The following is a 17,642-nucleotide window of genomic DNA, read 5'->3' on the forward strand; positions in this document are numbered from 1 at the left end:
TCCTGACCAACGACCACGTGGTAAGCGGGGCGGCAAGCCTCATGGTCACCCTGGCCGACGGGGCGACCCTCCCGGCCTCCGTCGTGGGGGTGGACCCCGACACGGACCTCGCGGTGGTGCGGGCCCAGGCGTCGAGCCTTCCCTACGGGTCGCTGGGAAACTCCTCGACCCTCCGGGTGGGGCAGCTCGTCATAGCCATCGGCAACCCCTTCGGGTTTCAGTCCACCGTCTCCACGGGCGTGGTGAGCGCCCTGGGAAGGGCCTTGAGAAGCCGGCAGGGACGGCTCATCGAAAACGTGGTCCAGCACACCGCCCCCCTGAACCCGGGGAACTCCGGCGGCCCTCTGGTGGACTCCCGGGGACGGGTGATGGGCATCAACACCGCCATCATCATGATGGCCCAGGGCATCGGGTTCTCCATCCCTTCGGACACCGCCCGCTGGGTGGTCTCCCAGATACTGACGCACGGGCGCGTGCGCAGGGGATACCTGGGCATCGCCGCCAGGGGAAGGCCCCTCAAGCGGCGGGAGGCGCGGCTGCACGGGCTTGACAACGAGTACGGGGTGGAGGTCCTTCAGGTGGACCCCCGGCTCCCGGCGGGACGGGCCGGCGTGCGCGTGGGCGACATCGTCGTGGCCATCAACGGGCAGCCCGTGCAGAGCGTGGACGACATGCACCGCTCCCTGGCCGAGTGGCCCATCGGCGAGCCCCTCACCCTCACCGTGCTGAGGGGAGCGGAGCTTCTGAAAATTCAGGCGGCCCCCGTGGAAATGTCCTGAGCCTCCCCTGCGTCAAGGGGGCCCCATCGGTTACAATAGAGAAAATGCGGTGTAGAAAATGCAAAGGGGAGCTCAGCCTCACCTTCGGCTGACGCTCCGTCTTTCTTCGCTGCACGGGGTGCGGCCGTGCATGGAGCATCGGGGAGTACGCCGAGGAGCTTCCCGCCGAGATGTGGGAGCGCATAGGAGAAAGGGCCGCAAACAGGGCCTGACGCGGAAGGCACCACCCCCGGAGGGCCGCGCTCCATCCTTTTTTCCGGAGACGAGAACATGGACGATTTTCTGGAGAGAATGCGGACGCTCTATGAGCGGATGAGCGCCGCCTACGATACGGCGGCCGCCCGGTACGGGCTGAGCTGCGAGGGGTGCGCCGAGAACTGCTGCACCCAGCGCTTCCACCACCATACGCTGGCCGAGTACTACTATCTTCGCGAGGGCGTGATGGAGGCCGACCCGGACCTGGTGCGGCAGATGCTCATGCGGGCCCACGTGGTGGTGGACAGCTACCGGCGCGAGATGGAGGCCGGGGAGATGCTTCCCCTCATGTGCCCGGCAAACTTCACCGGGAAGTGCATCCTGTACGAGCACCGTCCCATGATATGCCGCCTTCACGGGCTCCCCCACAGGTTCGTCAAGCCCGACGGCGCCGAGGTCACCGGGGGCGGGTGCCACAGGTTCGAATCCGAGTGCGGGGGCCCGGAGGAGCGCGTGGATCGCACGCCCTTTTATACGGAGCTGGCCCATATCGAGCGGGACCTCCGGGTGGCGCTCAAGAGGCGCGGGCGGTACCGCAGGACCACCGCGGAGATGCTCCTGGACATGATGGCCGAGGAGCAGTCCCTCGCCCTCCTGCTTGAAGGAGACTGAGCCGTGGCCATCCTCGTCATAGACGGCTATAACCTCGTGGGCACCATGCACGGCAACCTGGAGGCCGAGCGGGAGCGCCTCCTGGAGGCCCTGTCGGCGTACCAACAGGTAAGCGGCCATGAGATTACCGTGATCTTTGACGGTTGGCGGGAAGGGCCGGGTGAGGAGCACCGGGAGAAGCGCAGCGGCCTGGAGGTCGTCTTCTCCGCCCTGGGAGAGACGGCGGACGCGGTCATCGGGCGTGCTCTGCCCGCGGGGCACCAGTGCATAGTGGTGAGCTCGGACCGCGAGGTGCAGAAGCGCACCTGGACGCAGGGCTCGGTGCCGGTGGGGGCCGATACGTTCCTGGGCATCCTGGAGCGGAGGACCCGCGGCCTGGCCGAGGGGGAGTACGCCCCCTGGGACCCGGACGAGGAAGAGGAAGAGATGGGTCCGAGGAAGAAGGGCAACCCCCGGAAACTGAGCAAGAAGGACCGTGCGGTTCAGCGCGCCCTGAGCAAGCTCTAAACCCCGGCCTTCACTTCCACCCGCGCTTCAAGGTTCAATCGCTCCGGGCCGTGGCCTGGCGGGCCGTTCAGCGTGCCCTGAGCAAGCTCTAAGCCCCGGTCTTCACTTCCACCCACGCTTCAAGGTTCAATCGCTCCGGGCCGCGCCCAGTTCAATCGTGCCGGGCCGTGGCCCGGTCGATGAGGGCGAGGAGGGTCTCCATGTCTGTGGCCTGGAGGGCCCGCACCCGGAGGGGCTTCACGCCTGAAAGCCCCTTGGTATACCAGACGAAGAACTTTCTGAAGACCCGGACCCCGGCGGAAGGGCCGTAAAAGCCCACGCACATGCGGAGGTGCCGGGCCATGACCTCGGCGACCTCCTGCCTGTCCGGGCGGGGGGGAAGCTCCTTGCCTTCAAGAAGGGCCTCAATCTCGCGGAATAGCCAGGGATTGCCGAGCCCTCCCCGGGCCACCGCCAGCCCGTCGCAGCCCGTCTCCCGAAGCATAGCGAGGGCCAGGGGGGCGGAGAGGACGTCGCCGCTTCCCAGCACCGGGATGCCCACGGCGGCCTTGACCTCGCGGATGATGCCGTAGTCCACCTGCCCCCGGTATCCCTGGGCCCGGGTGCGCCCGTGGACGAAGACGGCATGGGCGCCGGCTTCCTCGGCGGCCCGGGCGGCCTCCGGGGCGTTGCGCTCCTGTGCGTCCCATCCCGCCCGGAGCTTCACGGTGACCGCCGCGCCCGCGCCGTGCTCGACCATCACCCGCACGAGGGCGGCAAGCCTCCGGGGCTCGCACATGAGGGCGGCGCCCTCGCCCTTCTTTGTTACCTTCTTTACCGGGCATGCCGCATTGAGGTCGAGGACGTCGAACCGCCAGGGGCGGAGGACCGCGAGGGCCTCTCTGAGGGTCTCGGGCTCCGCGCCCACGAGCTGCACCCCCAGGGGGCGGTCGCCCTCCCGGGTCTCAAGAAGCTTGACGGTCTTTCTGTTTTGGTGGACGAGGGCGTTCACGCTGGTCATCTCCACGAAGGCCAGCTCGGCGCCCATGGAGCGCGCGACCATGCGGCAGGGGAGGTCCGTCACCCCCGCCATGGGGGCCAGGACGACGCGGGACCGCAGGGAAAGGGGGCCCAGGACAAGCATGGGGTATTGTATCGCCCCGGCCTCCGGGGCGGCAAGGAGACGGGGGGTTGACTTTTTCATATAATCAAATTACAATTCGTTTATATGAAAATCATCCGCCTGATGAAGCTGCTCGCCGACGAGAACCGCCTGAGGACGCTGATGCTCCTGACACGCGCGGAGCTCTGCGTCTGCCAGATAATGGCCGTCCTGGGCGTCTCGCAGCCCCTTGTCTCCCGCAACCTGGCCCTCCTGAGCGAAGCGGACCTCCTTGAGGAGACACGGAAAGGCAAGCTGGTCTTTTACAAAGTGCGGAGGGACTTGCCCCGGCCGGCCAAACGCATTATAAGGATTATGAGGGAGGAGCTCGCCGGCGACGACGTCCTCACGCGCGACCTCTCCACCCTGGGGGACTGCCTGGAGTATCAGGAGAAGGCAGGCAGGTGCGACATGAAGACCTTCCTTGAGTTCATGGAAACGAGGAAGAAGATGAGGAGGTCGCCATGAAGGCGCTCGCGGTGTTTGCGATATGCGCCGCCTTCCTCTGGACCGGGGCAGCCGGGGCGGCCCGGGCGGAGGAAGGGGCGCCGGCTACTCCGGAGAAAGCGGCAGCCCAGAAGCCCCTCCGGGAGGTGACGCTCACGGAGGCGGTCTCCACGGCGCTGGCCGAAAACCCCCGGCTCAGGGCCGCCCGGAGCGGCCTCGGGGCCACGCGCCAGGGCGAGGGCATAGCCAGAAGCAGGCTCCTGCCCCGGGTGACGCTGGAGGAGCGTTTCTCGCGCACGGACAACCCCACCATGGCTTTCATGGCCAAGCTCAACCAGGAGAGGTTCGAGAGCCGGGACTTCGCCGTGGACCGGCTGAACAACCCCTCCGGCATAAACGATTTCCAGACCTCCGTCTCCCTGGAGCAGCCCCTGTTCGCCCCGGAGGCGTACGTGGGCATGAAGATGGCCCGCACCCAAAGCGCGGCGGAGGCGCTGGAGCTGGAGAGGGAGAAGGAGGCCGTCACGCTCGCGGTGGTGCGGTCCTACCTCTCGGTGGTAAGCGCACGGGAGATGGTGCAGGCCGGGGAGAAGGGCCTCCAAGACGCCCGGGAGCACCGCAGGGTCGCCCAAGCGGCCTACAAGGCCGGCCTCGCGCTTTACTCCGACACCCTGCGCACCGAGGTCGCCGTCAAACAGGCCGAGGAGACCCTGATAAGCGCCCGAAAGTCCCTGTCCGTGGCGCAGAGGGCCCTGGGGCTGGCCATGGGGCACAGGGAGCCCGTGGATGCCCGGGAGGCGCGGGAGCTCAAGACCCGCCCCCTGGATGAGTACCTCCAGGCCGTCCGCGAGAGGGCGGACATCCAGGCCATGGAGCGCAGGGTATCAAACGCCCGAAACGGCGTGCGCCTGACCACGGCCCGCTTTCTGCCCACCGTGGGCGTGGGGGCCCGGTACCAGCTCAATGACGACGACACCCCCTTCGGCTCCGACGGCGACAGCTACCAGGTAGGGGCCTTTCTCAGATGGACCGCCTTCGAGGGGGCGCTGCGCATCCATCAGAGGGCCCAGGCCAAGCACAGGCTTGAGGAGGCCAGGGAGAGGCTTGAGGGCATGAGGATGGAGGCGGAGTTCAGGGTGCACGAGGCCTACCTGTCGGTGCAGGAGGCCCGGCGAAGCCTCGCCCTTGCCCGGGCCCGGAGGGAGCTGGCCCGGGAGAACCTGAGGCTCGTGGAGGCCCGCTACGGAAACGCCCTGGCCACGGTGGTGGACCTCCTGGACGCCCAGGCCGCACTGGATGAGGCCCGGGCCGGGGTGGTGCGGATGAAAAACATGTACCTTCAGGCGGAGGCCGAGCTGACGTTCAGAAGCGGCCTGCTCCTTGAGGCTTTCTGAGAGATGGAGGCTCCGATGCGCGCGAAGTCCATAGTCCTCATCCTCCTGGCCGCGGTCCTCCTCACCGGGGGATGCGCCCGGGAAGAGGCACCCAAGAGGGAGCGCCCCGCAATCACGGGCGTGACCGTGGAGGCCCTGGCCCCCTCCCGGGTGACCGAGTACTACGCGGCCTCCGGCACCGTGACGGCCCGCACCGCAAGCGCCGTCTCAAGCCGCGTGATGGGCATGGTCACCTCCATCCGGGTGCAGGAGGGCGACCGCGTGCGCAAGGGCGACCTCCTTCTGACCATAGACGACCGGGACGTCCGCGAGAAGGTGCGCGGGGCCGAGGAGGCCCTGAGCGAGGCCCGCCAGGCCCTCATGGCCGCCCGTGAGGAGAAGGTCCTGGCGGAAAAAACATACGAGAGGTACAGGCAGCTCTACGAGGCCAAGGCCCTCACCGAGCAGGAGCTGGACACGGTGAAGACCCGGATGGAGGTGGCCCGGCTGGGGGAGGAGCGCGCACAGGCTGCCCTGAAGAGGGCCAGGGCCCGGCTGGAGGAGGCGCGGATTTATCTCGACTTCACCCGGGTGGTCTCGCCCACCACGGGGGTGGTCTCTGAGAAACGCATCGACGCGGGGAGCATGGCCGCGCCGGGGATGCCCCTTCTCATCGTGGAGGAGCCTTCCTATCGCCTTGAGGTGCAGGTGGACGAGCGCCTGCTGGGCAAGGTGAAAAAGGGCTCGCCGGCCGAGGTAACCATCTCCTCCCTGGGCCTGACCCTCACGGGCACGGTCTCCCGGGTGGTGCCCGCCGTGGACCCCGCAAGCAGGACGTTTCTCGTGAAAGTGGACATCGCCCAACCCGGCCTCAGAAGCGGCCTGTACGGGAGGGCGCGGTTCGCCCTGGCCGAGCGCGAGGCGCTCCTGGTTCCCCGGGGGGCCCTCGTCCGCAAGGGACAGCTCACCGGCGTCTACCTGGTGGGTCCGGAGGGCGTGGTCACCTACCGGCTCATCCGGGTCGGCAAGCTCTACCCCGGAGGGTACGAGGTCCTCTCGGGTGTTTCCAGCGGGGACCGCATCGTCGTGGGCGGCGTTGAGAACGCCGTGGACGGCGGCATGCTCAAGCGTCCCGCCGGGGAGGGCGCTTCCGAGTAAGGGCATGAACGACTTCGGCACGGCAGGAACAATAGCGCGGGCCTTCATCCGCTCCAAGCTCACCCCCCTCATCGTCATCGCCTCCCTCCTTCTGGGCTTCTTCGCGGTGGCCGTCACCCCCCGGGAGGAGGAGCCCCAGATACTGGTGCCCATGATAGACGTCTTCGTCTCCTTTCCGGGGGCCACGGCCGAGGAGGTGGAAAACAGGGTGACCAGCCCCATGGAGCGCCTCCTCTGGGAGATAAAGGGCGTGAAGTACGTCTATTCCATCGCCCGGCCGGGAGGAAACCTCACCATCGTCCGCTTCCGCGTGGGAGAGGACATGGAGAAGTCTCTGGTCAAGCTTTATAACAAGCTCTATTCCAACATGGACCGCCTGCCGCCGGGGGTCAGCACCCCCCTGGTAAAGCCCAAATCCATATTCGACGTTCCCATCCTCTCGCTCACCCTCTGGGGGAAGGGCTATACGGGATACGAGCTTCGCCGGATAGCCGAGGAGCTGAGGGAGAACCTCAAGCAGGACCAGGACGTCTCCGAGACCACCATCGTGGGGGGGCAGAGCCGCGAGGTCCGCGTGGAGCTCCAGCCCGCGCGCCTGGCCTCCCGCGGCCTGACGGCCATGGGCATCATGCAGGCACTGAAGGGCGCCAACGCCAACCTGGCATCGGGCTCCTTCCGCTCCAAGGGCAAGGAGTTTCTGGTGGAGGCGGGCGGGTTCCTCACCGGCGCGGAGGACGTGGGCGCGGTCGTGGTGGGCGTCTCTCGGGACGCGCCCGTGCACCTGCGCGACGTGGCCACGGTCACGGACGGCCCGGAGGAGCCCCGCAATTACGTCCTCATGGGACACGGCCCGGCCGGCAAGCTTCACGATACGGTGCAGTACGAGGCGGTGACCCTTGCCCTTGCCAAGAAGGCGGGAGCAAACGCCACCACGGTGGCCTCGCGGGCCATCCAGAAGACCGGGGCCCTCAAGGGCTCGGTCATCCCCTCGGACGTTCAGGTCACCGTCACCCGGAACTACGGGGAGACGGCCAAGGAGAAGTCCAACGAGCTTCTGAAGCACATGCTCATCGCCACCTTCTCGGTCGTGGTCCTGATAGCCCTGGCCCTGGGGTGGCGGGAGTCCATCGTGGTGGCCGTGGCCGTGCCTGTCACACTGGCCCTGACCCTGCTCATCACCTACCTTTACGGCTATACCCTGAACAGGGTGACCCTGTTCGCCCTTATCTTTTCCATCGGCATACTGGTGGACGACGCCATCGTGGTGGTGGAGAACATCCACCGCCATTTCAAGAAATCGGGGGTCTCCCTGATGACGGCGATTCTGGCCGTGGACGAGGTGGGAAACCCGACCATCCTGGCCACCTTTACCGTTATCGCGGCCCTGCTGCCCATGGCCTTCGTCTCGGGGCTCATGGGCCCCTACATGCGCCCCATCCCCGTGGGGGCCTCGGCGGCCATGCTCTTTTCCCTCCTGGTCGCCTTCATCGTCAGCCCCTGGATGAGCTACATCGTCCTCAAGCGCGTCCGCAAACGCGGAGAGGGAGAGGAGGAGCACGAAGAACAGGGCCGCATGCACGCCTTCTACCGCAGGACGCTTACCCCCCTAGTCAGGCGCAAGGCCCTGAGGCGGGGAGCCCTCCTGGGGGTGGCCGGCCTTCTGGGGCTCGCCCTGCTGCTTCTGCCGCTGAAGAAAGTCACCGTGAAGATGCTGCCCTTCGACAACAAGAACGAGCTTCAGGTGGTCATGGACATGCCCGAGGGGACCACGCTGGAGGAGACCGCCGCCCTGGCACGTGAGCTGGGCGAGTACCTGGCCACCGTGCCCGAGGTGACCAACTACGAGGCCTACGTGGGGGCGGCCTCGCCCTTCAACTTCAACGGGCTCGTGCGGCACTACTACCTGAGGCAGGAGAGCAACCAGGGCGACATCCAGGTGAACCTGGTGGGCAAGGCGGAGCGCAAGGCCCAGAGCCACGACATCGCCAAGCGCATCCGCCCCGCGCTGGCCCGTATCGGCGAGCACTATGGCGCCAGCGTAAAAGTGGTGGAGATTCCCCCCGGGCCCCCGGTGCTCTCCACCCTGGTGGCCGAGGTCTACGGGCCGGACCTCGACCGGCAGAGGCAGATAGCCCGCCGGATAAAGGACGTCTTTCAGGAGACGCCGGGGGTGGTGGACGTGGACTGGTTCGTCGAGGCCAAGCAGCCCAAGCTCACCTACCGGGTGAACAAGGAGAAGGCCGCCCGGGAGGGCATCAGCACCAGGGAGGTAGCCCGCACCCTCCGGGCCTTCCTGGGCGGGGAAAGCGCGGGCCTCGTGCACATGCCCGGGGAGAAGGAGCCCGTGCCCCTGGTGCTCCGGATGCCCATCGAAGAGCGCTCCGACCCCTCTTCCCTGCTCGGAGTGAAGATGCCCTCCCCGCAGGGAAAGCTCGTCCCCCTGGGGGAGCTGGTCCAGGTGGAGAAAGGCACCAGGGAGAGGGCCATCTATCACAAGAACCTTCGAAGGGTGACCTACGTCATCGGGGACGTGGCGGGCAAGGAGGAAAGCCCGGTCTACGCCATCCTGGCCATGAGGAAGAAGATAGAGGCCCTGCATCTGACCAAAGGGTACGAGTTCCGGCAGTATACGGCCTCCCAGCCCTGGCTCACCGACCACTACTCGATGAAGTGGGACGGGGAGTGGCACATCACCTACGAGGTCTTCCGGGACCTGGGCATAAGCTTCGCCGCGGTGCTGGTGCTCATCTTCATCCTGGTGGTGGCGTGGTTCGGAAGCTTCCTGACGCCCATCGTCATCATGTCACCCATCCCCCTGACGCTGGTGGGCATCCTCCCGGGGCACTGGGCCCTGGGGGCGTTCTTCACGGCGACCTCCATGATAGGGTTCATCGCCCTGGCGGGCATCATCGTCAGAAACTCCATCCTGCTCGTGGACTTCGTCGAGATGGAGTGGAAGGAAACGGGGGACCTGGAGGAAGCACTGGTCAGGGCCGGCGCGGTCAGGATGCGGCCCATCCTGCTTACGGCGGCGGCCGTCGTGGTGGGCTCCTTCGTCATCCTGTTCGACCCCATATTCCAGGGGCTGGCCATCTCCATGATGTTCGGGGCGGTGGGGGCCACGGCGCTCACCCTCCTGGCGGTGCCCCTGGTTTACTACGAGATGTTCAAGGGACGCCCCCGGCCGGGGACCGCAGAAGAGGAAGAGAAGCCCCGGGAAGAGGATGAACCCTGACGGGCACCAGTGCCCTTTCTCCCCCAAAGTGACGTTCTCACTGAATAAAGGGGTATTGGCGTCTTTAAAAAAGGGCACCGGTGCCCACCGGTGCCCAGGGCACGCCCTGGAGCGTCCTGACGTCGGGACGTATTGCTCAAGGGTGGGGGCAAGAAGAAAAGGGCACTGGTGCCCACTGGTCCCCCTGGTGCCCGCCCGTTTGACCCGTGGGGACAAATAACGTAAAATCATACAATTTACCGCGGGGCCTGCATGGCGGCCCGGCGTCCAGAGACGGAGGAGAAGGCGATGAAGATAATTCAGGGAGAGCTTCGGGCAAAGGGGCTCAGGTTCGGCATCGTGGCAAGCAGGTTCAACGATTTCATGACGGCCAAGCTTCTGGACGGGGCGCTGGACGCCCTGGGGCGGCACGGCGCGGAGGAGGCCGACATCGACGTGGTCAAGGTGCCGGGGGCCTTCGAGATGCCCCTCACCGCCAAGAAACTCGCCCAGAAAGGCAGGTACGACGCCGTCATCTGCCTGGGCACGGTCATTCGCGGGGCCACGCCGCACTTCGATTACATCGCCGCCGAGGTGAGCAAGGGCATCGCCCAGGTGGCCCTGGAGGCGGGCCTCCCCGTGGCCTTCGGCGTGGTGACGGCCGATACCATCGAGCAAGCCGTGGAGCGGGCGGGCTCAAAGAGCGGCAACAAGGGCTGGGACGCCGCCATGACGGCGATCGAGATGGCGCAGGTGATGAAACAGCTCTGATGAAACGCCGACGGGCCCGCGAATACGCCCTCCAGATGCTTTTCCAGCACGACCTCACCGACGGACACGCCGACCTCAGGGGCTTCTGGAACGACAAGGGAGAGGACACCGAGGTCACGGAGTTCGCCGAGAGCCTGGCCCGGGGCACCATGGAGAACCTGGCGGCCATAGACGCCGTCCTTCAGGAGGCCGCGGAGCACTGGGTCCTTACGCGGATGGCGGCCGTGGACAGAAACATCCTCCGCGTGGCCGCCTACGAGATTCTCTACCGCGACGACATCCCCTCGGCCGTCTCCATCAACGAGGCCCTGGAGATAGCCAAGAGATACTCCTCCTCCGAGTCGGCCGCCTTCATCAACGGCATCCTGGACCGCATAGCGCGGCAGAAGGAGAGGGCCTGAGCACCATGCCCACGGCCGTTGTCTCCGACGTGCATTCCAACCTGGCCGCCCTGGAGGCCGTCCTCGAGGACATCGAGAAGAGGCGGATAAAGGAAATCCTTTTCCTCGGGGATGCCGTGGGCTACGGTCCCGACCCCAACGAATGCGTTTCCCTTCTTCGGAAACACGCCCGGGTGCTCCTGGCCGGAAACCACGACTGGGCCGTCCTCGGGCAGACCGACATCGCCTACTTCAACCCCCTGGCCCGGGCCGCGGTGGCCTGGACGGACACCGTCCTGACCAAGGCGAACCGCAAGGCCCTGGCCTCCTGGCCCCTTACGGAACTGGCCCTGGACGGGGAGGCCCTGCTCGTGCACGCAAGCCCGGAGGACCCGCCCGCCTGGCACTACCTCATCACCCCGAAGGACGGGGAGCGGGCCCTCCGGTTTTTCTCCGAGCGCATCTGCATGGTGGGACACAGCCACCGCCCCTTCATAACCGAGAAGCCTCCGGAGGGCGAGTTCAATGCCTACGAGGACAGGGTGGACTTCCGGGAGGGCGCCCGCTACGTCGTCAACGCCGGCAGCGTGGGACAGCCCCGGGACCGGGACCCCCGGGCCTGTTACGCCGTCCTCCGGGACGGCGGCCTTTCGTTCGTCCGCGTCCCTTACGACATAGAGCGCACCCAGGAGGGCATGCGCAAGGCGGGCCTTCCCGCGCCCCTGGCCGAGCGGCTCTCCTACGGCATGTAGCGGTGGTGGCTCCGCCCGCCGGGGAGAGGTCCGGACAGCTCGCCCTCCCTTTCGCCCGCGACCCCGACTCTCTGCGCCGGTTCATCGAGGGCCACTGCGGCCGGCGCGTGGCCCTGGCCCTTACGGATAACGCCAGGAGCATCTTCTCCCTCAGGCTCCGGGCAATGGAGCGCCAGGTGCGGCTTCACCGCATGTTCCTCGAGGCCCCGGAGGACGTCCTCCGGGAGCTGGCCGAGTACATACGGCTCGGGAGGGGGAAAACGCCCCTTTTCTGGCGGTTCGTGCGTGCGCGGGCGGGCGAGCTCAAGCGGGCCGAGCCCCGGCGGGCGCATCTCAGGCCCCGGGGCAGGCACCACGACCTGACGCCTCTGTTCCGGGAGCTTAACGAGGAGTACTTCGGCGGCAGGCTCCGCTGTGGGGTAACCTGGGGGCGGCGGAGTCCCCGCCGCGGGGTGCGGTGCCGCACCCTGGGGAGCTACTCGCCCCATACCTACACCGTGCGGGTGAGCCCGCATCTGGACAGAAAGTCCGTCCCGGCCTATTTCATCCGGTACATCCTCTATCACGAGATGCTGCACGCCGACATGGGAGTGCTCAAAAGAAAGGGCCGCCGCCTGCTGCATTCGCCGGAGTTCAAGGCGCGGGAGCGCCTCTTCCCCCATTACGGCCGGGCCCTGGCCTGGGAGAAGAAGAACCTCTGAATTTTCTCGACAGCCCCGCCTCCCTGTGATAGCCTTTTCTTGAAGGCTCCGTGCGCACGCTGCGGGGGCTTCGTTGCGGGGGCAAGAAGTGAGGAGGGGAGCTGGATGGGCTTTGCGACCGTGAAGGTAAAGGAGATGTACTGCGAGAAGTGCATCGAGGAGGTCCGGCAGGTCTTGCAGACGATACCCGGCCTCCGCGAGCTGGACGTGGAGATGGGGCGGGCGTCATTCTGCTACGACGACGGCAGGCTCTCTCTCAAGGACGTGGCCCAGGTCCTGGGGGAGATAGGCTACCCGGTCTTTCTCTGACGCGCGGTGCAGACGGCGAGAGGGGCGGAAAGGGTCAGTTCGACCCGATGATTCCCTTTATGTTTCTGAAGTACGCGCTGCCCTCTAGGTTCACCCTCACCAGGCTCATCACGTCCACGTAGCCGTCGAACCTCCGGGCCAGGCTCCTGAGCACGCCGGCCTTCTCCGGGGAGACGGAGGTCATGGCGTCGGAGGCGCGCTCGTAGCCCGCCTTTCCCTGAAGGACGCAGAAATCCAGTGTGGAGGAGCAGGGGTAGTAAAGGGAGCCCACCCGCACCAGCAGGGCGTCCATCGAGGCCGGACTCTCCACCATCCTCTTGAGCCCCTCGGGGAACATGCCCACCATGAAAAGCACGTAATCTCCCACGTGCTGATAGACGGCCATCTCCCGTATGCGGCTCCCCTCCTCCCGGGCCAGCGCGCCCTCGGCCAGCATCTGCGCTATCTGGTGGAGCCTCTTTCCCCGGGCCGTCCGTATCCGCTGGAGGTTGTCCGCATGGACGAAGCGCAGGAGCAGCCACTCGGAGAAATAGGTCTCGACGTCTTCCGTGTGAAGCTCGGGATGGAAGCGGAAGGCATTGCGGGCGGCTTCCCTGAAGGTCCGCCGAAGCGGGTGTTCCCCGGAAATCTTCATCTCCATAAACGTTCTCCGGAATTCTATTCCTCTCTGAATAGTATACCCACTATTGGCCGGAAGATTGTGCTCGCGCTCACAGGGCATCGCTGCGAAAAGCCGAGATGCATGCCGCCACGCATGCGAGTGAACCCCTCGAGCCCCGCGGAAAGCATGCCCCGCCTTTACACCCGGCACGGACGTGCTACCATTACGACAGGAGGGGTCTTGCGCACGAACGAAAATCAACCGCGGGAGGGAGAGCCATGCAGAAAGAGGGCTTCTCGAGAAAGATAGGTTTCCTCCGGCCCGGCTGGTGGGCCGTGCATCTGGCCGGAATAAGCCTTGTCTACACCGCCGGGCACATACTCTGGAGGTAGCATGCTCAGGCACTTCATGAGATACAAGCCGGGGTGGTGGGTCTTGCACGTGCTTGCCGTGGGGCTCACCTTCTACCTGGGACACATGGCGAGCTTTACGTTTTAACCACCGGGAGCGTATATAGTTCACGTATCAATGCCCTAAAGTGCATGGGTATTTTCAGGGCTTCGATGTGAAGATAAAAACTGACTGGTTAGTATGAATAAACGGACGCTGCTTGCCGCGCTCTTTCTGCTTGCGGCCGCGGGGCTTGCACTTCATTACAGGATACACAGCTTCATGGTCCCGGACGCTCGGAACCCGGGCGCCTTCGTCTTTGACCGAACGCTGTTTCTCGCCGCTCTTTTTCCGCTGGCGGACCTCCTGGTGGTAACGGTGCTCTTCATGTCGAGGAAGACCGCCGCATACGGTTATCTCCTCAACGGCCTCATCGTCCTGTACGGGACGGTCTTCATGGCCCACTTCAGCATCGCGGAGATAACGGCAAAATCCATCCCGTTTCCGGCGATGCTTCTGAACTCCACTCTTCCCGACATAGGCATCGCATGGGTGGATTTCCTGGTAGGCAAGGCCCTGTATGACGCCTACACGAAAGGGCCGCCGCGGGGAGAAGCCGCGTCGTGACGTCTCAGTCCCGGGTTTCTCCGGCACCGGCCCCCCGGGTGCCGAGCGCTTCTGCCATGAGGGCGGCCATGGCCTTTACGAAGGCGGCGGGGTCGCCGGGAAGCCGGCCGGCCAGCACCAGGGCCTGCTCGTACAGGAGCCCGGCGTACTCCTTGAGCGCGGGGTCCGCGGAGTTCTTCTCGAAGCGGGCCTGCATGGCCCGGAGAAGGGGGTGGTCGGGGTTTATCTCGAGGATGCGCTTTTCCTCGGGGACCTGCTGTCCCATGGCCTTCAAAAGAGAGAGTGTCGCGGGGTCAAGCTCCCCTTCCCCCGAGACCAGGCAGCACGCGCTGTCGGTGAGCCTGCCCGAGAGGCGCACGTCCTTCACCCTGTCGCTCAGGGTTTCCTTGAGCAGCGCCACCAGCTTGCCGTAGGTGCGGGCGGCCTCCTCCTTCTTCTCTTTCTCCCCGAGGTCGAGCTCTCCCTTCAGGACGGAGCGGAACGTCTTGCCCTTGTACTGGCCGAGGGCGCTCGTGATGATGTCGTCTATCTCGTCCAGCATCACCAGGACCTCGTAGCCCCCGGCGCTGAAGCTCTCCAGGTACGGGCTCCTCAGGGCCTCCTCCCGGGAGGCGGCCGTGATGTAGTAGATGTCCTTCTGCCCTTCCTTCATGTTCCGGACGTAGCCCTCCAGGTCGGTGTACTCGCCCGCCCCCCTGGCGGTGGACTCATAGAGCATGAGGTCGGCCAGGGCCTCCCGCCGCGAGGGCTCCACGTAAATGCCCTCCTTGAGCACCCGCCCCAGCTCCCGGAAAACACGGGCATACTTTTCGTACTCCTCGCGCTTCATGCCGGCCAGGGCGTCCAGGACCTTCTTGGTGATGTTGCGCTTCATCACCTCGGCCTGCCGGTTGTGCTGAAGCATCTCCCGGGAGATGTTCAACGGCAGGTCCGCGCTGTCCACCACCCCCCTGACGAACCGCAGGTACGGCGGCAGAAGCTCCGGGCAGTGGGGCATTATCTGCACCCTCTTCACATAGAGCATCGGACCCGCCTCGAACTCCTTGAACAGGATGCCCAGGGGCAGGTGCTCCGGGATGTACAGAAGGGCGCGGAACTCCGTGGCCCCTTCCGCCCGGTAGTGGATGACCCTGGCCGGGGCCCCCGTGTCGTGGGACAGGTGGCGGTAGAAATCGGCGTACTCCTCCTCGCTCACCTCGGACTTCTTCTTGAGCCAGATGGCCTTCCGGGAGTTCAGGGTCTCCTCCTCGGTCACCGTGTAGGTCTCGCCCTTCTGTAGCTCGCTCTCCTTCTTCTTCTCCACGTCCATCACGATGGCGTGCTCGATGAAGTCCGAGTACGCCTTGACGGTCCGGCGGATTTCCCACTCCTCGAGGAATTTCCTGCCCTCCTCGGTCAGATGCAGGATGACGTCCGTCCCCCGGGCGGGCTTCTCCACGTCCTCCACCGTGAAGGAGCCGTCGGCCGATGACTCCCAGCGCACCCCGCGCTCCGGGGGCTCCCCGGCCCGGCGGCTGAGGACCGTCACCCGGTCGGCCACCATGAAGGAGCTGTAAAACCCCACGCCGAACTGCCCGATGAGCTCCGAGCGCTCCTCGGGCTTCTTTTCCCTGAGGGCGGCCAGAAACTCCTTGGTGCCCGAGTGGGCTATGGTACCCAGCTCCTCCACGGCCTCCTCGCGGCTCATGCCGATGCCGTTGTCCCGGACGGTGAGCGTGCCGGCCGCCCGGTTGGGGATGAGCCTTATCCTGTAGTCCGCCTCCCCTTCCAGGAGGTCCTCCCTGGTGAGGGCCTCGTAGCGGAGCTTGTCGATGGCGTCGGAGGCGTTGCTTATGAGCTCCCTCAGGAAGACCTCCTTGTGGGAGTAAAGGGAATGGATCATGAGGTCCAGAAGCTGCTTCACCTCTGTCCGAAACTGCATGGTCTCCTGGGCCATGGCCGTGCTACCTCGCTTGGTTCAACCAGTTGATTCCGGGAGGTCCCGGGGCCGCACCTTCCCCGCTTCTTCGGCTACCGTGCCGTCTCTCCGCGGAGAGGTTCGTTATCACGAACTATCGCCCCCTTGGGGGCATTTCTTACCATAAAAAATCACTGCCGCCGATATCAACTAGCGCACGCCCACCCGGGCGGCTTCCCGGGGCGCGGGCCGCCGTTAGCTGTTATACTACGGGGAGAACGATAGGGGTCACATGCCGATGCCGGAATCGAGATGAAAATAAGTCCTCTCAATGTTTCAGTGCGGGGATAAAAACTAACCGGTAAGGGATTCTTACGGGTATGCGGAGCTTCAAGCAGATAAAGGCCGACTACCGGTTCACGGCCGAGCACGAGGAGCGGCTGCGCGAGATGGCCCCCGTCATGAAGGAGCATGCCGAGGAAATCATGGGGACCCTGAGCCTCTGGATAATGGGCACCAGGGACACCGCCGAGTTCTTCACCGACGAGTCGCGCCGCCGGCACGTCTTCGATGCCCAGAAGAAGTGGTTCCTGGACCTCTTCTCGGGCCGGTACGACAACCGGTATCATGACGGGCTCATCAGGATAGGGGCCGTGCACGTCAAGAATGGCGTGGACGCCCATTTCATGAACAGGGCCGTAAACATCGTCCGCAACGCCAGCATCGACGTCCTGAGCCGCTTTGTGGAGTCGAAGGAGGAGCTGGCCGACAAGGCCGTCGCCCTGGGAAAGATGCTGGACATCAACCTCGATGTCATCACCCTGTCGTACATCGAGGAGGAGATAAAGATATATTCCCCCGTCTACAAGGTCAAGAGCGCCCTCATCGGCTTCGCCGAAAGGTTCTCCCAGACGATGAACCTGGCCCTCGTCCTCGCCTTGATAGGCCTTACCCTGGGGGTGCTGGCCCTCTTTGTCTACGACCTCAGGGAGATTGTCACCGGCCAGGCAGGCCTGGGCAGGGGCATCATATCGGCCCTGGGCTCCATGCTCATCCTCTGGGTGATGATAGAGCTCATGAACACCGAGATATCCCACCTGAAGGGCGGGGGGCTCTACATAAGCGTCTTCATAGGGGTGGCCCTCATCACCGTCATACGGGAGATGATGATAGCCACGCTCCAGCACGAGACGCCCGAGAAGCTCTACACCCTCATAGCGGCCATCCTGGTCATGGGAGTGGTCTACTGGCTGGTGAAAAAGGCCGAAGAAAAGGGGCACTAGGGGGCACCAGTGCCCCTTTTAGGCGCCAGCGCCCTTTTCTCCTTATACCTCCCTTGAGTGACCCGCTCCGATGTCCCGTCGCTCCGGACCGTGTGCCCGGGGCACCAGGGGGACCAGTCCCCTTTTCTTCTTATCCCTTCCCTTTAGAAGATGAGCGCGGCTTCCGTGCCAGCACCCATCAGTTTTCCTCTTCCTTGAGGGGCACCATCGGGCACCGGTGCCCTTTTCTTCTTGCTCCCACCCTTTGAGCAACACGCCCGATGTCAGGACGCTCCACGGCGTGCCCTGGGGACCAGTCCCCTTTTCTCTTCTTCTTATTCTTCTCCTTTAATTAGAGTGAAGGCTAAGGTGCCATCAGCCTTTCTCTTCTATTTCTGAAGCGGGTGCGCAAAGGGGACTCCAGCCCCCTTGCGCAAAGCAGGTTTTTGGGTCCTTGCTTTTTGGG

The 17,642-nt window shown here is 65.2% G+C and carries 17 protein-coding genes; 14 read left to right on the forward strand and 3 right to left on the reverse strand.

Annotation, left to right across the window (positions count from 1 at the left end):
- The 3 genes from P8Y39_08100 to P8Y39_08110 all read left to right on the forward strand — a co-directional run.
- Nucleotides 1-779: trypsin-like peptidase domain-containing protein (locus P8Y39_08100; GenBank protein ID MEJ2192296.1), on the forward strand; the 779-nt coding region annotated here is incomplete at its 5' end.
- A gap of 270 nt (nt 780-1,049) precedes the next feature.
- Nucleotides 1,050-1,646 carry a hypothetical protein gene (locus tag P8Y39_08105; GenBank protein ID MEJ2192297.1) on the forward strand — a complete coding sequence of 199 codons (597 nt, stop codon included), beginning with the start codon at nt 1,050-1,052 and terminating at the stop codon, nt 1,644-1,646.
- A gap of 3 nt (nt 1,647-1,649) precedes the next feature.
- Nucleotides 1,650-2,153 (forward strand): NYN domain-containing protein, encoded by a 504-nt coding sequence (locus P8Y39_08110; protein ID MEJ2192298.1) that lies wholly within the window; start codon nt 1,650-1,652, stop codon nt 2,151-2,153.
- A 151-nt stretch (nt 2,154-2,304) separates the two neighbouring features.
- On the opposite strand, the gene dusB is transcribed toward P8Y39_08110, so the two are convergent.
- Nucleotides 2,305-3,336 carry a tRNA dihydrouridine synthase DusB gene (gene dusB / locus P8Y39_08115; GenBank protein ID MEJ2192299.1) on the reverse strand — a complete coding sequence of 344 codons (1,032 nt, stop codon included), beginning with the start codon at nt 3,334-3,336 and terminating at the stop codon, nt 2,305-2,307.
- Between the two features lie 24 nt (nt 3,337-3,360).
- Between dusB and P8Y39_08120 the strand changes: the two genes are divergently transcribed.
- The 9 genes from P8Y39_08120 (at nt 3,361) to P8Y39_08160 (ending at nt 12,399) form a co-directional block, all read left to right on the forward strand.
- Nucleotides 3,361-3,762 carry a metalloregulator ArsR/SmtB family transcription factor gene (locus P8Y39_08120; GenBank protein ID MEJ2192300.1) on the forward strand — a complete coding sequence of 134 codons (402 nt, stop codon included), beginning with the start codon at nt 3,361-3,363 and terminating at the stop codon, nt 3,760-3,762.
- Nucleotides 3,759-5,135: a TolC family protein gene (locus tag P8Y39_08125; GenBank protein ID MEJ2192301.1), complete on the forward strand. Its 1,377-nt coding sequence runs from the start codon at nt 3,759-3,761 to the stop codon at nt 5,133-5,135. Before P8Y39_08120 ends, P8Y39_08125 begins: the two co-directional genes overlap by 4 nt.
- 15 nt (nt 5,136-5,150) lie before the next feature.
- Nucleotides 5,151-6,272, forward strand: coding sequence for an efflux RND transporter periplasmic adaptor subunit (locus P8Y39_08130; protein MEJ2192302.1), 1,122 nt, complete (start codon nt 5,151-5,153; stop codon nt 6,270-6,272).
- A 4-nt stretch (nt 6,273-6,276) separates the two neighbouring features.
- Nucleotides 6,277-9,507, forward strand: coding sequence for an efflux RND transporter permease subunit (locus tag P8Y39_08135; GenBank protein ID MEJ2192303.1), 3,231 nt, complete (start codon nt 6,277-6,279; stop codon nt 9,505-9,507).
- Between the two features lie 288 nt (nt 9,508-9,795).
- Nucleotides 9,796-10,257: a 6,7-dimethyl-8-ribityllumazine synthase gene (gene ribE, locus P8Y39_08140; protein MEJ2192304.1), complete on the forward strand. Its 462-nt coding sequence runs from the start codon at nt 9,796-9,798 to the stop codon at nt 10,255-10,257.
- A complete protein-coding gene (gene nusB / locus P8Y39_08145) occupies nt 10,257-10,658 on the forward strand; it encodes a transcription antitermination factor NusB (protein ID MEJ2192305.1) in 402 nt (133 codons plus the stop codon). The genes ribE and nusB overlap by 1 nt, the downstream gene beginning before the upstream one ends.
- A gap of 5 nt (nt 10,659-10,663) precedes the next feature.
- Nucleotides 10,664-11,389, forward strand: a complete 726-nt coding sequence (locus P8Y39_08150; protein MEJ2192306.1) for a metallophosphoesterase family protein — start codon at nt 10,664-10,666, stop codon at nt 11,387-11,389.
- 2 nt (nt 11,390-11,391) lie between these two features.
- A complete protein-coding gene (locus tag P8Y39_08155; protein MEJ2192307.1) occupies nt 11,392-12,090 on the forward strand; it encodes a SprT-like domain-containing protein in 699 nt (232 codons plus the stop codon).
- A gap of 105 nt (nt 12,091-12,195) precedes the next feature.
- Complete coding sequence (locus P8Y39_08160) at nt 12,196-12,399, forward strand: heavy-metal-associated domain-containing protein (protein ID MEJ2192308.1); 204 nt, start codon at nt 12,196-12,198, stop codon at nt 12,397-12,399.
- A gap of 34 nt (nt 12,400-12,433) precedes the next feature.
- Here P8Y39_08160 and P8Y39_08165 read toward each other — a convergent pair whose 3' ends face one another.
- Entirely contained in the window at nt 12,434-13,039 is a 606-nt protein-coding gene (locus P8Y39_08165) for a hypothetical protein (GenBank protein ID MEJ2192309.1), read from the reverse strand.
- A gap of 552 nt (nt 13,040-13,591) precedes the next feature.
- Between P8Y39_08165 and P8Y39_08170 the strand changes: the two genes are divergently transcribed.
- On the forward strand, nt 13,592-14,017 hold the full coding sequence (locus P8Y39_08170; GenBank protein ID MEJ2192310.1) for a hypothetical protein: 426 nt from the start codon (nt 13,592-13,594) through the stop codon (nt 14,015-14,017).
- A gap of 4 nt (nt 14,018-14,021) precedes the next feature.
- Here the strand turns inward: P8Y39_08170 and htpG are convergent, their stop codons facing one another.
- Nucleotides 14,022-15,938 carry a molecular chaperone HtpG gene (gene htpG, locus P8Y39_08175; GenBank protein MEJ2192311.1) on the reverse strand — a complete coding sequence of 639 codons (1,917 nt, stop codon included), beginning with the start codon at nt 15,936-15,938 and terminating at the stop codon, nt 14,022-14,024.
- A gap of 356 nt (nt 15,939-16,294) precedes the next feature.
- Here htpG and P8Y39_08180 point away from each other — a divergent pair, with 356 nt between their 5' ends.
- Nucleotides 16,295-17,197 carry a protoglobin domain-containing protein gene (locus P8Y39_08180; protein MEJ2192312.1) on the forward strand — a complete coding sequence of 301 codons (903 nt, stop codon included), beginning with the start codon at nt 16,295-16,297 and terminating at the stop codon, nt 17,195-17,197.
- The last annotated feature ends 445 nt before the right edge of the window (nt 17,198-17,642 follow it).

The sequence above is a fragment of the Nitrospirota bacterium genome (assembly GCA_037386965.1).
GTDB lineage: Bacteria > Nitrospirota > Thermodesulfovibrionia > Thermodesulfovibrionales > JdFR-86 > JARRLN01.

Bases quoted from the DNA above. Each gene is read 5' to 3' on its own strand.
- P8Y39_08170 (MEJ2192310.1), top strand. From the start codon at position 13,592: ATGAATAAACGGACGCTGCTTGCCGCGCTCTTTCTGCTTGCGGCCGCG.
- P8Y39_08180 (MEJ2192312.1), top strand. From the start codon at position 16,295: ATGCGGAGCTTCAAGCAGATAAAGGCCGACTACCGGTTCACGGCCGAG.
- htpG (MEJ2192311.1), bottom strand. From the start codon at position 15,938: ATGCAGTTTCGGACAGAGGTGAAGCAGCTTCTGGACCTCATGATCCAT.
- P8Y39_08165 (MEJ2192309.1), bottom strand. From the start codon at position 13,039: ATGGAGATGAAGATTTCCGGGGAACACCCGCTTCGGCGGACCTTCAGG.
- P8Y39_08150 (MEJ2192306.1), top strand. From the start codon at position 10,664: ATGCCCACGGCCGTTGTCTCCGACGTGCATTCCAACCTGGCCGCCCTG.
- P8Y39_08135 (MEJ2192303.1), top strand. From the start codon at position 6,277: ATGAACGACTTCGGCACGGCAGGAACAATAGCGCGGGCCTTCATCCGC.
- P8Y39_08160 (MEJ2192308.1), top strand. From the start codon at position 12,196: ATGGGCTTTGCGACCGTGAAGGTAAAGGAGATGTACTGCGAGAAGTGC.
- P8Y39_08125 (MEJ2192301.1), top strand. From the start codon at position 3,759: ATGAAGGCGCTCGCGGTGTTTGCGATATGCGCCGCCTTCCTCTGGACC.
- dusB (MEJ2192299.1), bottom strand. From the start codon at position 3,336: ATGAAAAAGTCAACCCCCCGTCTCCTTGCCGCCCCGGAGGCCGGGGCG.
- P8Y39_08130 (MEJ2192302.1), top strand. From the start codon at position 5,151: ATGCGCGCGAAGTCCATAGTCCTCATCCTCCTGGCCGCGGTCCTCCTC.
- P8Y39_08120 (MEJ2192300.1), top strand. From the start codon at position 3,361: ATGAAAATCATCCGCCTGATGAAGCTGCTCGCCGACGAGAACCGCCTG.
- nusB (MEJ2192305.1), top strand. From the start codon at position 10,257: ATGAAACGCCGACGGGCCCGCGAATACGCCCTCCAGATGCTTTTCCAG.
- ribE (MEJ2192304.1), top strand. From the start codon at position 9,796: ATGAAGATAATTCAGGGAGAGCTTCGGGCAAAGGGGCTCAGGTTCGGC.
- P8Y39_08105 (MEJ2192297.1), top strand. From the start codon at position 1,050: ATGGACGATTTTCTGGAGAGAATGCGGACGCTCTATGAGCGGATGAGC.